At 65.9% G+C, this 13718-nt stretch carries 16 protein-coding genes; 8 read left to right on the top strand and 8 right to left on the bottom strand.

Features of this window, described 5'->3' with window-relative positions:
* Positions 1-118 precede the first annotated feature (118 nt).
* The 4 genes from ACN27F_RS17905 to ACN27F_RS17920 are packed head-to-tail and all read right to left on the bottom strand — an operon-like array spanning position 119 to position 1000.
* A complete protein-coding gene (locus ACN27F_RS17905; protein WP_421434787.1) occupies positions 119-346 on the bottom strand; it encodes a hypothetical protein in 228 nt (75 codons plus the stop codon).
* Positions 347-359: 13 nt separating this feature from the next.
* Complete coding sequence (locus tag ACN27F_RS17910) at positions 360-497, bottom strand: hypothetical protein (RefSeq protein WP_421434789.1); 138 nt, start codon at positions 495-497, stop codon at positions 360-362.
* Between the two features lie 48 nt (positions 498-545).
* A complete protein-coding gene (locus ACN27F_RS17915; RefSeq protein ID WP_421434791.1) occupies positions 546-773 on the bottom strand; it encodes a hypothetical protein in 228 nt (75 codons plus the stop codon).
* Positions 770-1000, bottom strand: a complete 231-nt coding sequence (locus ACN27F_RS17920; protein ID WP_421434794.1) for a hypothetical protein — start codon at positions 998-1000, stop codon at positions 770-772. Before ACN27F_RS17920 ends, ACN27F_RS17915 begins: the two co-directional genes overlap by 4 nt.
* Positions 1001-1406: 406 nt before the next feature.
* On the opposite strand from ACN27F_RS17920, the gene cutA reads away from it, so the two are divergent.
* Positions 1407-1742 (top strand): divalent-cation tolerance protein CutA, encoded by a 336-nt coding sequence (cutA, locus tag ACN27F_RS17925; RefSeq protein WP_421434796.1) that lies wholly within the window; start codon positions 1407-1409, stop codon positions 1740-1742.
* Positions 1743-1770: 28 nt separating this feature from the next.
* Here cutA and ACN27F_RS17930 read toward each other — a convergent pair whose 3' ends face one another.
* The 3 genes from ACN27F_RS17930 to ACN27F_RS17940 all read right to left on the bottom strand — a co-directional run bounded on the left by ACN27F_RS17930 (position 1771) and on the right by ACN27F_RS17940 (position 4344).
* The gene (locus tag ACN27F_RS17930; protein ID WP_421434798.1) at positions 1771-2973 is read right to left on the bottom strand and encodes a helix-turn-helix domain-containing protein; all 1203 of its coding nucleotides are present in this window, start codon (positions 2971-2973) and stop codon (positions 1771-1773) included.
* A gap of 272 nt (positions 2974-3245) precedes the next feature.
* A complete protein-coding gene (locus ACN27F_RS17935) occupies positions 3246-4160 on the bottom strand; it encodes a hypothetical protein (protein WP_421434800.1) in 915 nt (304 codons plus the stop codon).
* A 22-nt stretch (positions 4161-4182) separates the two neighbouring features.
* Positions 4183-4344: a hypothetical protein gene (locus ACN27F_RS17940; protein WP_421434803.1), complete on the bottom strand. Its 162-nt coding sequence runs from the start codon at positions 4342-4344 to the stop codon at positions 4183-4185.
* 831 nt (positions 4345-5175) lie between these two features.
* Here ACN27F_RS17940 and ACN27F_RS17945 point away from each other — a divergent pair.
* Genes ACN27F_RS17945 through ACN27F_RS17965 form a run of 5 tightly spaced genes read left to right on the top strand, consistent with a single transcriptional unit; the run spans position 5176 to position 10865 of the window.
* A complete protein-coding gene (locus ACN27F_RS17945) occupies positions 5176-7047 on the top strand; it encodes a hypothetical protein (RefSeq protein ID WP_421434804.1) in 1872 nt (623 codons plus the stop codon).
* Positions 7048-7056: 9 nt separating this feature from the next.
* Positions 7057-7689, top strand: coding sequence for a hypothetical protein (locus tag ACN27F_RS17950; protein ID WP_421434806.1), 633 nt, complete (start codon positions 7057-7059; stop codon positions 7687-7689).
* A gap of 54 nt (positions 7690-7743) precedes the next feature.
* Positions 7744-8439: a vWA domain-containing protein gene (locus ACN27F_RS17955; RefSeq protein WP_421434808.1), complete on the top strand. Its 696-nt coding sequence runs from the start codon at positions 7744-7746 to the stop codon at positions 8437-8439.
* Between the two features lie 24 nt (positions 8440-8463).
* On the top strand, positions 8464-9582 hold the full coding sequence (locus tag ACN27F_RS17960; RefSeq protein WP_421434810.1) for a protein phosphatase 2C domain-containing protein: 1119 nt from the start codon (positions 8464-8466) through the stop codon (positions 9580-9582).
* The gene (locus tag ACN27F_RS17965; RefSeq protein WP_421434813.1) at positions 9576-10865 is read left to right on the top strand and encodes a protein kinase domain-containing protein; all 1290 of its coding nucleotides are present in this window, start codon (positions 9576-9578) and stop codon (positions 10863-10865) included. Before ACN27F_RS17960 ends, ACN27F_RS17965 begins: the two co-directional genes overlap by 7 nt.
* An 18-nt stretch (positions 10866-10883) precedes the next feature.
* Here the strand turns inward: ACN27F_RS17965 and ACN27F_RS17970 are convergent, their stop codons facing one another.
* On the bottom strand, positions 10884-11237 hold the full coding sequence (locus tag ACN27F_RS17970) for a hypothetical protein (protein ID WP_421434816.1): 354 nt from the start codon (positions 11235-11237) through the stop codon (positions 10884-10886).
* Between the two features lie 177 nt (positions 11238-11414).
* Between ACN27F_RS17970 and ACN27F_RS17975 the strand changes: the two genes are divergently transcribed.
* Both ACN27F_RS17975 and ACN27F_RS17980 read left to right on the top strand, forming a co-directional pair.
* Positions 11415-12539: a methyltransferase domain-containing protein gene (locus tag ACN27F_RS17975; protein ID WP_421434818.1), complete on the top strand. Its 1125-nt coding sequence runs from the start codon at positions 11415-11417 to the stop codon at positions 12537-12539.
* Positions 12540-12896: 357 nt separating this feature from the next.
* Positions 12897-13643: a VOC family protein gene (locus tag ACN27F_RS17980; protein ID WP_421434821.1), complete on the top strand. Its 747-nt coding sequence runs from the start codon at positions 12897-12899 to the stop codon at positions 13641-13643.
* The last annotated feature ends 75 nt before the right edge of the window (positions 13644-13718 follow it).

Here is a 13718-nt window from a genome sequence, read left to right on the forward strand (position 1 = left end):
CCCGTTGTCGAAGGCTCGTCGCGAACCATGATCGGTCGTCGCGTGGCCTGCTGGACGCGCCAGGCCAGTCGGCACCCGACATCCGCCTGATTTCACTCCGTCCTGATTCGATGGTCGATCATCGCGGGACAGTCCGGTACAGGCCTCGGCGCTGCACGAATATCTCCCGCCTCTCGGTCGCGTCACCGTGCCGGTCAAGTATGTAGCCGGCGAGCCACACCCAACCCTCGTACGTCGGCTTGCTGTCCACCGAGATGACCCGGAACCTGAAGCCTCGGTCGCCGGCGAACTGCACGCTCGCTTCAGGGCCGATCATCAGTACGTCGCCCGGCTCCGGCTCGGGCATGGGGAGCGGCCGACTACCCGCCACGCCGATCCGCCGTCGGGTACGTCGTACGCCCGCAGTCCGGGCACCATCTCGACTTCACTTTGAACGACCACAGCCCGGCGCAGAAGCCGAGCAGCGCCGCCCCGAACACCGCACCGATATCCCACATCGATTCGTCCCTCTCAGAAGATCGACGACTCCGAGCGGTCACGCGTGGTCATTCGTCGAATGCCACGGGCTCACCGCCGTTGGCCTGCCACCGGGCAAGGACCTCGGCGAGGATCCGGCGGGCACCGGCCTCACCGTGCTCGGCCTTCAGGTCCTCGAAGCTCCATCGGAGCGTGCGGCCGATGTCGGCCGCTGCATCGGTCGCGCAATCACGAGTGGCCTCGGCGTCGTCGGCGCTCGGACCCGGCTCACCCGCGCTGTCATCCGCCAAGGTCACAACCCGGCCGGTACGCGGTAGCCGAGCAGCTGGCCGTAGGTCATCAGCGGACGCAGCGTCGGAGTGAGCATCGTCGGCTGCGACGACCAACGGTGCCCGCGGTTGCCGTCCAGCCGCCGGTGCTTGGCCGCCGACCGTTCCTGGTCGAGCCGGGCCAGCCGCTCCGACGCCGCCGACCGCCCGTCCCGCCACCGCAACACCAGTTCACGAACCAACTCGACGATCATCGCTTTCTTCCTTTCGGGTCGTCTTTCGTGCCGTGCAATCGATCAGGTCCACGGCGTCGCCTCGCCGGCACACCCGACGAAGGCACCGCTCGTCCATGGCTCCATCAGCATCCACAGCCGTCCACAGGCAACCTTGCAACTGTCAACGTTCACGGTCTGCCGGTGCATACGTTGAGCTCGTGAGACTCGTCCCGACCCAGCAGGAAGACTGATGCTTCATCCACCTTCGTTCTCCCTCGTACGGTGGCATTCGTTCGCCAAATATCCCCAAGCAAGAGCGGAGTTTCACAAGGACAAACCAATGCTCGCCGTCTCCGTTGCGAGACGCGATAGCAGGGACGTCCGCCGGATACCATCTGCTGTCCGCAGACACCGGATCGGCTGGAGTGGGAGCTAATTTTTGACCATGAGCGACTATCTACAGGTGTCGACCGCAGTCGAGACACGTGATGCCGCGGTAGCCCTAGCCCGATCGGCGGTAGGTGCTCGCCTGGCCGGGAACGCGCAGGTGGTTGGCCCCGTGATCAGCGTCTTCTGGCATCTGGGCAACCAGGGCGAGGGTGAAGAGTGGCAGGTGCTATTCAACACGACGGCCGCCCGGTACGAAGCCTTGGAGCGCCACCTACTCGCGCACCATCCTTGGCAGAACCCGCAGATCACGGCGACTGCGATCGTGGCAGGATCAGCAGCGTTTCTGGAGTGGCTACGATCGTCGACAGGCGAAGCCGCACCGGACAGTTGAGGCCGAAGCTATCTCGACCGAGGCGACGCTACCGGCTCATCTCCGCCGCTCGGCCATGCAGGTCCACGACACACGGGAGAGCCGCGTACGGCTCCAGCCTTGCCATGAACGTGTCGATCCGTTGAGCTGGGCGGATCGATCCGACTCCGGCCGCCAACCGCATTGCCTTGCCCGCCACGGAGCACGCTTGCTCCACCTCGTTGGCGTCCAGGTACGCGTCAGCAAGCCAGGTCAGATAGAGCGCCTTGTCACGGGCATGCGTGTCGTTGTATAGCGCCAAGACCTGCTCCAGCACCGATATCGCGCGCATCGGCCGGTGCAGCACAGACCAGCACCGGCCAGTCATGATGTCGACCTCGACATCGTCCACCCAGTAGGCCCAGTCTGGCTCAGCCCGGTCGCCGGAGGTACTCAGCCACCGCGCGGCTGTATCGAGCTGTCGCTCCGCTTCTGCCGCCTGTCCTTCAAGGGCGTGGCTCCAGGCCCGGCGGCAGTGCAAGAGTGTCAGGACCCGAGGAGTTGTGCTCTCCTTCGCTGTCTCGCACGCCGCGATAGCCAGATTCAAGCCGGACCGGCCGAGCGCGCTCGCCTGGTAGGCAAGAAACGCTTGCGCGTTCCCGGCAAGCGCCGGGTTTTCTGCCTCCTGAGCAGCGGTCAGACTCGCCCGATACAGCCGCTCCGCGTCGCCGTGATGGCCAGCGTCGAACGCGGCCCAACCAGCCAACTGCGCCTGCTCAGCCAGCACCGCCAACAAGCGCCGATGGGTATCCTCGGCGTAACGTCCGTCACGGATAAGCCGATCTGTGGAATCAACCTCGGCGGCGTACATCCGGTAGGTGTCCGCGCCGCCGAGGAAGTCGTCCAGACGACGCAACCGCGCGGTACGCTCCACCAATTTATCCGGAAGGTCTACACCGATCTTCCGGCCGTGATCCACATAGGTATGCGGAAGCGCGGCGGCCAGACCAGCTCCGGCTACGAACTGACGGCGACTGAGAGCCCTTTGAGCGTCAGCTAGTGCTGACAATTCACCGCCGGCTCGGAGCGTAGAGTCGAGGCGCTGGGCAGCCTGTGCTGTTGGGCGCTTGGAACCGTTTTCTAGCTCATGCAGGTAGGACTTGCTGTAGAAGGTCGCCCTGGCAAGCTGACGCAGCGACATATCACGCTCCGTCCGCAGTTGACCCAAGCGACGGGAGAAGCTGGAACCGCCTGACTCTGTCACCTCGACCATCCCTGATTGCCGAAAGGATGAGTGCCGCGTCAGCGAGACTTCGACGCTCGCCTCTGACAACCGTACCGCAAATTGATGATCACATTGTCGCTGCTGGCTGTCGACCGACGCCGTACGTGCTCTCTAATCAGTCGGACGGCACCTGGTACGTAACGGACGGCTCCGCTCGCCGCCCCCCGGCGGCGCAGATCCCGGTGATGGCCTACCGTCACGTCCGAGCCGCAGCCGTGATCACGCCCTTGGCGTTGGCACACGCGGCCTGTGAAGGATGCTCAGGACCCGACGCCCATCAGGTCAGCCAGCGCCGCCAACTCCTGGCTCACTGGCCGACGGCGGCGGGTCAGGATCGTGGTGACGATGTCCCGGGCGTACCGCTGATGCCGCAACCAGGTCGGCGACTCCGCTCCGAGCCCGGACAGAATGCGCGTTGCTTCGACCAGGTCGCCGCGTTCAGTGTTGGCCCAGGCACGGTCGAGTTGGTGGCGATTCCGGTTGTCTGACGTGGCCCGGCCGCTCCCCGGCGGCACCCGTTCCGCCAACGCGAGCGCCGTGGCGGGGTCGCCCGCTACGACCGACATCTCCACCCGCTTCATTTCGACGGTCGCCGGACAGAAGGCACCCATCGTCACCGGCATGCGGAGAGCTACGTCGGCGGGTAGCTGCTCGCCGATCCGGACCGCTGCCGCACCGGCGGCGTCGAGCATTTCTCCGGCGTCGTCGGCGCGACCATCGCGGATCGCGGCGGCCGACCCGCGCAGCATGAGCCAGCCCCACACCGCCAGCCGGGTCGGGTCCGTACGGGAAAAGCGTGGCTCCACTGCGTTCGCCGTGACGACAGCCAACCGCTCTGCCTCGTCGAACCGGCCCTGCCGGAGCAACAGCCAACACATTGTGGTGACAACTGACGCGGCGACCAGTTCGTCTCCGGACTCGTCCGCGACGTCGAGCGCGAGACTCAGCGCATGGTAGGCAAGATCGAAGCGCCGGAGCTGGATCAACGCCGTCCCAGCGATCTGGTACGCCTGAGCGAGCTGCCCAACGCTGGCAGTCCGCTGGTCGCCGGAACTCGCGTCGACAAGGCTGCGGGCGGCACCGATCAGCACCGGCAGCCGGGCCAGCGCGCTGGCGTAATCGTCACCATGGTAGATCCGGTCGATCTCGGCAATCGACGCCTGCAGTTCTCGCACTGTCGGCGGATCTGTCGAGACATCACCGACAGTTGTCCCGCTTCAAGCCACGGGCCGCAGCCAGCGCCCGCCGTAGCAGGCCGACCGCGATCTCGTCGTCATCGGATCCGGCCGCCAACTGCTCCTGCGTGAGTCCCCTGAGTCGACGGAGCCGCCCTACGTTGTCGCCCACCGTCGAACTCATCGCGCCGCCTCCCGAAACCGCGCCCCGGCCGTACGGAATCCGGTACCGCCGCATTGACCGCCGCTACCAACCGTATCGTGACGATGTCGCCGATTTTGCGTGTGCCGGTGGTGGTCCGACGTAACGTCCTCCAGCGTCCGATCAGGATGGACCAGGCAGTACCCGGGAGGCGGTCGGCCGGGCGACGCCGATGTCGAGCAGTGCGGTGTCCTCGCCCTTGCGGAACCAGACGAGCACCATCAGCGCGTGGCGAAAGCAGGTCAGGCGCGGTGCCGGTTCGGGTTCCTCGCATCCGGCTTCGCCGGCTTCATCCGTGTCGCGCTAATCAACACATTCGCGTCGCTAAGATCAACTCACTGGTCGACGCAGCGGCGATGTACGTCATCCTGCGCGTACAACCGATCGAGCGTCGCGGGCATGTCCGTTCAGCCAGTCATCGCCGCCTGTCTGTAGGCATCCACCATGTCACCCATGCCGTTACTGTGTGACGTCTGATGAGCGCCGTATCGGCGCGCCGTACTGCTGCGATGGAAAGGAAGGCTGACGCTGCGCATGATCAACACTGTCCTCAATCGCTTGAGTGCCCGACCGGCTATAGGCGAGCTTTAGGGCCGGCCGGCCAGCTCGCTGGCCTGGCCTATGGTGCTGTTCCTGCGGCCGGCCGCCGCAGTCCGTCATGATACGTTGGACGCTCCGGCGGGTACTAGATGGCCGGACCGAGCCGTCTGTTTATTAAATCGTGGAGCTTGCGTACTGTCGCGCCACGAGCGACCAAGAAGGCTGCACGCGTGACTCCAGAAATTTGGATTCGATCGGCATTCCATGAGATCCTTGGCTGACATCGCCAGCGAGCTGGACAAACTCGCGAAAAAGCCGGCCTGCAGCAATCTCGCCACTACCCTTGATCGCCTGGCGGCCGATTTCCGGGCCGGTGAGATCCAGCGCTGGGCCAACGTGGACATCCTGCGGCAGCTCGATCCGGACGAGGTCGTCGTCGCCAGGTCCGCTGCGGTCGCCCGGCGGCTGGAGGCGCTTGACCACTTTCGGACCCTGGCCTTGTTCCTTCCGCTTCTGTTCACGTGGGGCGGAATATTCTTTGCCGTGCACGCGTACCGAGGCCTGTTGAGCGCACCGCAGGAGGAGCAGGCGAGGTTTCAGGACGCGTCGTTTCTCCAGATGTGGACCCAGGGATTCGGCAATCGGACCTGGGTCACCCTTGACGTCGTTGCGCTCTTCGATCTCATCGCGATTGCCGTGGTCGTGGTCCTTTTCGGGGTTGGCGGATGGCTGCAGCGACGCGCGGACCACGAAAACGACACGGTTCGCCGAGACATCGTCAGGCAGCTGCGCTCGGTCGCCACCGAGGCGGCGCTGGCCGTCAGTGAACAGGCAGACAGCCGGCCGGACCGCCTGTTGGTGGAGCTCAACCAGCTGGCGCCTGCGTTGCAGGAGACCCTGCGAAGCCTGGTCGCCGCGCAGAAGGAACTCGTCGCCTCGGCGGAAGCCGGAAGGGCGAGCTCCACCGCCATGACGAAAGCCACCGGCGGTCTCGCCAAGGCAGCGAAGGGGATCGCCGACGGTGTCGGCGATCTGACAACGAACCTGGCGTCCATCGGCGCGACCGCAGGGAGATTCGACGACACGGCCCGATCCCTGGTCGAGTCGATGAACGATGCCACCGAACAGCTGCCGTTGATCCGCAACCAACTGCACGACCATCTCCAGACCGCCGCGCAGTTCAGCGACCGGGTGGACGTCCTACACAAGCAGCACCTGGAGAGTCTGTCCGCCATCGTTCCGCTCTACGAGCAGACGTTGCAGCATCTCCGGGGAGCGCAGGCGGAGATCGTGGCCACTGTCGCGCACGGAAAGCAGAACGTCGAAGATCTCGTCCGCGCGACCGGAGACATGGCGAACGCGGGGAGCGCGGTCGCCGGGAGCGCCGACGGCCTCCAAGCCCACATCACCTCGATCGCCGCCGCGACCGGCACGTTCGAAACCACCGTGAAGTCGCTCCTCTCCGGCGCCACCACCATGAATAGTCGGTTGCCGGCGCTGCAGCAGGACGTCGTCGACGTACTGGGGGCCGTCAAGAGCGTGGGCGCGAAGCTCGACAGCCTGTACGAACGCCAAGAAGTTCTCGTGCGGGATCTGGGCCACGTCGTCGACGTTCCACTGGCGGCGGCAGCGGCCGCCAAGAAGACTGCCAAGCTTGCCAACGCCACCGAAGCCGCGCTACTCAAGACCCTCACCACGCTGCCGGGGGAGATGGAGAAGCTGGGCGGCGCCGTGATCACCACGTTGGATCGGGAACTCGCCGAACGCCGAGCGACGGCGAATGCCATGAGTGGTGCGTCCGCTGCGGCCGAACAGATGGTGTCGTCGGCTGAACAGGTGATGCGCGGACAACTTGAGCTGGCGAGCCAGACCGTCCGCCGGTTCGAGCAGGAACTCGAAGCCACTGCGGCCACCCTGGCACAGTCGTCACGAGAGGCTGCGGCGACCTTGACGCAGGCAATCGACCGGCTCCGTGAAACACCGCCGCACGTCCTGCCGGACCTGCACCAGGTGCACCGTCAGCTGGCGGAGAACCTCGACGCCAGCCGGCGTCTGGTCGAGGCCCTGTCGAACCCAGGACGCGGGGAAGCACCACCTCGTGGCCGGATCTCGTCGCTGCTGCGCCGACGCTGGCCGATCGGATAGCGGGCCGCTGTGGATCAGCCAGGCATCTCACCGACCGCGCCGAACGCGGCGCGACTTCTCGGCATCGTCGGCTGGGTATTCGCCGACATGCTGTTGGTCCTCGTCGTGGTTTTCCTTGCGACCCAGACCGGCGGAGCCGTAACGCCGAGCGCTGTCGCGACCCCCACCCCCGCAGCAACCCCGAGCGCGTCACCGACGTCGCAGGTTACGAACCGGTCGCCCGAACCGCCCCCCGGTGTCGACAGCGACTTTGTGTGCATGCGGATCGACACCAATCCCGCTCTGCTGACCGGGGCGCCGTCCGCTGCTCGCGACGCCCACCTGGCTGCCATCGAGCGGCAGGTGAAGGAACGGACGTCCCAGCCCGATCTGGCCGGTCGGAAGGCGGGAATTGTTCTGTCGTTCGGCGTGGCCGATTCCCCAGACGAGGGAACCAGGTACGCGGACGCGTTCAACACGGAGATCCTGCCCCGGTTGCCGGCCGTTTTCGGCCGGGCCGACGGAGCGGTCGTGGGGAGCCGCGCTTTCTGGGGTGGTCGGCCGCGCGAAGGTAGGAAGTCCGGCTCTATCGAGGTGAACATTTATCCGATGATCGACGCGACGAACGGTCCCCTGGGCCGTCTCGGCGCGGAGCGCTGTTGACAACGAAGCACCACTTCGCGATCGTCGCGGAGTGGGGAAGGGATCACATTGACCATGATGGACCTGCCCGGTGGGGCGATATCCAGGCGACCGCTGCGCTTCTACTGGGTGCTCGACGTGTCTGGATCGATGGCCGGGGAAAAGATCGACCGGCTCAACTTCGCTATTCGTGAGGCCCTGCCCGCGATGCGGGATTCGGCCGCCGAGAATCCGTACGCCGCGGTCGAGGTCCGCGTGCTGACCTTCAGCACGGGGTGCCAATGGGTGACGCCGGGGCCGGTCCCGGTCGAAGACTTCAATTGGACGGGCGTCCCGGTCAACGGCATCACCGACATGGGCGCGGCGATGAGGGCGATGGCGAAGGAGCTGTCCGTCGGAAACATGCCCGAGCGAGGGCTCCGCCCAGTGGTGGTACTCGTGTCGGACGGGCAGCCGACCGACGATTTCGACAGCGGTTTCGACGCGTTGATGGCGGAGCCGTGGGGCAAGCGCGCTCTGCGGATGGCCATCGCGATCGGCGACGACGCAGACCTTGACCCGCTCCGTAAATTCATCGGGCACCAAGAGGTCGAACCGCTGCAGGCACGTAACTCCCCCGACCTGGTGAAATACATCAGGTATGTCTCGACGACCGTGCTGAAGTCGGCGTCGGCACCAGCGAGCCGGACTGTAACCGTTCCATCCGACGGAACTCCCACTCCGCCGCCTCCGCCGCCCCCTGCTGATCCTGACGCCGACGCTGTCTGGTGAGCGGAGAGCCGGAGGAAGTGTCTAGTGGAGGACGACGCGTTGGGCACACACCGAGTTTCGCGGATCTGGCAGGCAACGAATGTGTCGGTCACCGGAGCAGCGCATCACCGAGGCGACGTCGAGTGCCAGGACGGTAGCATCAGCAAGAGCTGGGACGCGGGGTTGTGGGCGTTGGTGGCGGTTGCTGACGGGCACGGTTCCGAGGCACACTTCCGGAGCCGACGTGGTGCCGAGTTCGCGGTGGCGGCCATGGAAGAGGTGTTCTCCTCCTATCGGGACCTCGAAGAGAAACCGTCTGTCCAGAGGACCATGGCCAGCACGAAAATCGACTGGAGCGAGGCTCCGAACCTTCTCGTCGCGAACTGGTACGCGCGGGTGCGCGGCAATCTGATCGCCGATCCGCCCCGGACACTAGAGTTGGGTCCGGTAGAGGTTCGGCTCGGTCGCTACATCGACCACGTCATCGCGACGCAGGGCCGTGCCGCAGCGCAAAGATTGTACGATCAATTCGCGGCGTTCGAGTCTTACGCCGAGTCGGTTGACTCCAGTGAGACGGAGCCCGCAGGTCCGGACGCGTATGGGCCCAGCCCGCAGGAGTGGGACGCCGAGAGGCTCGGCGACTGGCACTTCCGGGCGTATGGATCGACGGCTCTGGGGGTCCTGATCGGACCAGACGCAATCCACTGGCTGCAGATCGGTGACGGGGCCATGGTGACGATCACCGGCGGAGAGCCGAGCTACCTATGTCCACCGCAGGCGGAGGCGATCGCGAACGCGACGCCGTCGCTCTGCGACGACGATGCGAGATACCGGATCAGCGCGGGTACGGTACCGGTGGTACCAGGAAACGTTCCGTCCGCAGTCATCTTGGTTACCGACGGTGTGCCGAACTCGTTCGAGAACCAAGCGGGATTTTTCCAGTTCTGCGCCGACATCGCCAAGCGAGCCGTGGAAACCGCAGACCTGTCGGCGGACCTGGAGCGCTGGCTGCCAGAGATATCGAGGCAAGGAAGCGGCGATGACATGTCGGTGGCCATGGCGTGGGCGACCGAGCGCCCGATCGAGCGCCATGGACGGCCGTGGGCGACATGGCCCAGCTGGTTCAAAAGTGACAGGCGAGACGAGACCGAGACGACATGCTGAAGCCAGATGACAAACTCGACAGCTCAATGGGGAATACGGTCACCATCGGCAAGCTGCTGGGGACCGGCGGACAGGGTACGGTCCACGAGGCGCGACTGGCCGACGGCAGCCAGGTCGCGGTGAAGTGGTTCCACCCGGCGAGTCAACGGCGGGAGGTGCGGGAGAGCATCACGGCCCTGGTCGAGGAGAAAGCCCCGTCCGCGCACTTCCTGTGGCCCGATGACATCGTCACGAAGGGTCACGAGTTCGGCTACGTGATGCGGCTGCGGCCACCGAGCTTCGTCGGCCTCCCGATGGTGCTGGGCCGCAAGGTCGGCATCCGGTTCAGCGAGCTGGTCCAGGCTGCCAGCCAGACGGTATCGGCGTTCAAGGCGCTCCAGGCCAAGGGTCTGTTCTACTGCGACATCTCGGACGGAAACCTCTTCATCGACCCGAAGACCGGAGAGGTTCTCATCTGCGACAACGACAACGTCGCATCCTCCCGGGCCAAACCACAGGTGCTCGGCACCGCGCGGTTCATGGCGCCCGAGATCGTTCGGCAGGAGAAGAAGCCGTCTGCGTTGACCGACAGCTTCTCAATGGCCGTCCTGTTGTTCCTGTTGCTCATGAACGACCACCCGCTGCAGGGTAAGGCCGAGGCGCAGATTCACGTGTTTGACGAGGCCGCGATGCGACGGATCTACGGCACACACCCGGTGTTCATCTTCGACCCGTCCGACTCATCAAACCGTCCGGTGCCGGGCGTGCACCTCAACGCACCCGTGTTCTGGAAGTTGTACCCCGAAGTCCTCCGCACGGTGTTCGTTCGGGTCTTCACCGAAGGAATCAACGACCCCGGCCGTCGGCCGTCATTCGGTGAATGGCAGTCGGCGCTGACGGCGGTTGCGGATGCGATGGTCGAGTGCGCCTCCTGCAAGGGCCAGAACTTTGTCTGTGTGACGCGTCCCCATGAGATCGTCTGCTGGCGCTGCCGACAACGGTTTCGGTCCCCGGTTCGACTGGTGATCGGGCGCAGCCGCCTGATCGTCTTGAACCGGACCACGAAGCTGTATGCCCATCACCTGACGAAGATCGGTGACCCTGCGGCCGGCGGCCCGGCCTGCGCCGAGGTCACGCAACACCCGACCAAGAGCATTCTCGGCCTGAGGAACACCAGCCGCACCCAGTGGCTCGCACAGGTGCCCGGCAAGGCTCATCAGACGGTCGCGCCCGGGCAGTCGGTCAGCCTCACCCCCGGAACGAAGATCCACTTCGGGGAGGTGGAAGGCACGATCGAGGCGTAGCCCACCTCCACCGAAGGGTTAGACGTCGGCGTGCTGGTGGAAGCTCTCGATCTGGCCGGAAGGCACTCCGCTGTACCGGCACGGCGACCACCGGCAGCGCCACACGCGCGCGCCGCCATCCCAGCAGGTCAGACGAGCGCATATCCCACACTTGACGAAGGATCCCGCTTCGCAGTGTGGGCAACCTGGGAAGCCTTCATCGAGACGCAAAAGCGCGTTGATCACCGCGTTGCCGTATTTCTCCCGACCGGCGCGACGCTGGTCGAGCGCGAAAGCCCATGTCGTATACCAGGCGTCGGACCGCTCTTCAATCCGGAGGCCGTATAGATTCGCGCTGCGTTCGCAGCGGGCAAGCAGCACGTCGGCGTTCATAGGAGTTAGCGTACTCGAAAATAGAGGATCACGTTCTTCTTACCGTCTGTGGACGACTCAAAGGTCTCAGCTGGACGGTGCACCACCTCGACGAAAAGAGATCTGTCACTCGCTGAAGGGGAGGGAACCGGTGGCAAAGCACGGCCAGGACAGCGGCGGTAGCGGAGGCAAGAAGAAGTGATCAAGCAGCACGCTCGCCTGCTCGACGAGTTGGCGGCCGCCGGGCGGCTTTCGGAAGTTTGGCGGCCCCACTTCGAACGGGTCCCGCGTCACGAGTTCGTACCCGAGGTCGCTTGGTTCGGCTGGGACAACCGGGTGATCTCCCGCGCGGACGAGCCGGAGGCATGGCTCGACGCCGCGTACGCAGATGGGCCGATCGTGACGCAGTTCGATGACGGGAAGGTGTTGCCCGGCGGCGCACCCGGGCTGTCGCCGTCAAGTTCCCTGTCTATGCCGAGGATTGTCGCGCGCATGCTGGACGCCGCGATGATCGTCGACGGCATGCGCGTACTGGAGATCGGCACGGGTAGCGGCTGGAGCGCGGCCCTGCTCGCCGACCGACTCGGCGACGCGAACGTAACAAGTATTGAGATCGACGCGACGATCTTGCGGGCGGCGCAACGGGCGTTACGACAGGCGGGCCACGCACCGACCACGGTCGCGGCCGATGGCACCGGGGGTTACGCCGCCCACGCGCCCTATGACCGGGTACTCGCCACCTGTTCCGTGTACCGCGTCCCGCCCGCGTGGATCGCTCAGACGCGGCCGGGCGGATTCATCGTGACGCCGTGGCGTCTCGCGATGCCGAGCGGCCTGCTCGTACGCCTTGAGGTCGACGAAGACGGCACGGCTTCGGGTCCGTTCGTCTGCCCGGCGTGGTTCATGGTGACGCGCAACCAACGCCGGTCAACCGACCAGGTGCCGATGACCGGCCCGGCGCTCGACGGTCGTACCAGCCTCCGGCGAGGCGAGGTCTTCGAGAGCGAGTCGGCTCAGTTCGCTGTCGCCGTGCTCGTGCCGAACTGCGACCAATGGACCGAGAGCGGCGACGCCGGTGTGACCGTACGGCTGGACGATCTCGCCTCGGGCTCATGGGCGGCGGTCGCCTACGGCGACGAGTCCGGCACCGACTTCGCCGTCCGCCAGGGCGGTCCACGACGGCTCTGGGACGAGGTCGAGGCAGCCTACGCCTGGTGGCAGGATGCCGGTCGGCCCGAGTACATCCGGTTCGGCTTGACAGTCGACGGCGCGACACAGCGCCTCTGGATCGACGAGCCGGCAGCCGTTGTCGCCAACTTGTGAAGACGGCGGCAGGGCTCGCACGGACGCGCTTGTCAGCGCCCCGGCCGTACCGAATCCGCCCCGCCGCAACGACCGCCGCTAACCACCGTACCGCCGCTGATCGTCACGCATTCGACGCGGATGCAACTTTACGACAATACCAGGGCTGGCTCACCTACCAACGTACGGAGCGCCCAGCCGCTGATCCCATTCACTACCCTTACTCACCAGAAAGATCCACGACCGGCGAGTATAGGCATCACTGTCCACTGTCTCTATGGTGAAGAGTCTTCGTATTCGTTGGCTACCTGCGGCCAGGCTGACCGTCGACGTCGATTCCGGTGGCGGGTCGGCGCAGGGGTCGGCAGGATCATGGGCATGAGCACCGAACCGGACCGGCAGGCTGTCGGCTCACTGCGGGCCGTGGCGATCGACGCACCGGACATCGACCGCCTGGCCACCTTCTACGAACAGCTCGCCGGCTGGCGGCGCCGCACCACGGACGACGATGACGACGACTGGATCACCCTCGTCACCGACGACGGCTGGCGGATCGGGCTGCAACAGGCCGTCGACCACGTGCCGCCGCGCTGGCCCGGCCAGGACCGGCCGCAGCAGGCCCACCTCGACTTCCAGGTGTCGGACATCGACGCGGCAGCGGAACGCGCCCAGCAGCTCGGCGCCTGCCTGCTGCGCCGCGACGAACGGTGGCACACCCTCGCCGATCCCGCCGGGCACCCGTTCTGCCTGTGTTCGAAAGCCGACGAGCCGCAGACCGCCCTGGCGGGCGTCATGCTCGACTGCCCCGACGCCAAGGCGCTGAGCCACTTCTACATGGAGTTGCTCGGCAAACCGGTGACGTACGAGGCGGACGGGATCGCCATGATCGGCGAGGAGGGCGCGCAGCCCGTCCTGTTCCAGCAGGTCGAGCAATACGCCGCGCCACGCTGGCCGGATCCGGCGTACCCGCAGCAGATTCACCTCGACGTGCAGGTCCAGGACGTGGACGCGGCCGAACGGGCCGCCCTCGACATCGGCGCCACCCGACTCGACGGTGCCGGCCCCGACTGGCGCGTCTACGCCGACCCGGCCGGCCACCCGTTCTGCCTCGTCTGGGCGTCCTGACCAGGCGAAACGATCACAACGCAGCCAGTCCCGCCCCGGCCGTCATGCCGTGATTGTGTCCCCGGCTACCGCCAG

Source organism: Solwaraspora sp. WMMB335, from assembly GCF_049179075.1.
Classification (GTDB): Bacteria; Actinomycetota; Actinomycetes; order Mycobacteriales; family Micromonosporaceae; genus Micromonospora_E.

What these genes read in the sequence shown, in the direction of transcription:
- ACN27F_RS17955 (WP_421434808.1), top strand. Translation starts at nt 7,744, where the DNA reads ATGATGGACCTGCCCGGTGGGGCGATATCCAGGCGACCGCTGCGCTTC.
- ACN27F_RS17965 (WP_421434813.1), top strand. Translation starts at nt 9,576, where the DNA reads ATGCTGAAGCCAGATGACAAACTCGACAGCTCAATGGGGAATACGGTC.
- ACN27F_RS17920 (WP_421434794.1), bottom strand. Translation starts at nt 1,000, where the DNA reads ATGATCGTCGAGTTGGTTCGTGAACTGGTGTTGCGGTGGCGGGACGGG.
- ACN27F_RS17905 (WP_421434787.1), bottom strand. Translation starts at nt 346, where the DNA reads ATGCCCGAGCCGGAGCCGGGCGACGTACTGATGATCGGCCCTGAAGCG.
- ACN27F_RS17910 (WP_421434789.1), bottom strand. Translation starts at nt 497, where the DNA reads ATGTGGGATATCGGTGCGGTGTTCGGGGCGGCGCTGCTCGGCTTCTGC.
- ACN27F_RS17970 (WP_421434816.1), bottom strand. Translation starts at nt 11,237, where the DNA reads ATGAACGCCGACGTGCTGCTTGCCCGCTGCGAACGCAGCGCGAATCTA.
- cutA (WP_421434796.1), top strand. Translation starts at nt 1,407, where the DNA reads ATGAGCGACTATCTACAGGTGTCGACCGCAGTCGAGACACGTGATGCC.
- ACN27F_RS17930 (WP_421434798.1), bottom strand. Translation starts at nt 2,973, where the DNA reads ATGGTCGAGGTGACAGAGTCAGGCGGTTCCAGCTTCTCCCGTCGCTTG.
- ACN27F_RS17940 (WP_421434803.1), bottom strand. Translation starts at nt 4,344, where the DNA reads ATGAGTTCGACGGTGGGCGACAACGTAGGGCGGCTCCGTCGACTCAGG.
- ACN27F_RS17980 (WP_421434821.1), top strand. Translation starts at nt 12,897, where the DNA reads ATGAGCACCGAACCGGACCGGCAGGCTGTCGGCTCACTGCGGGCCGTG.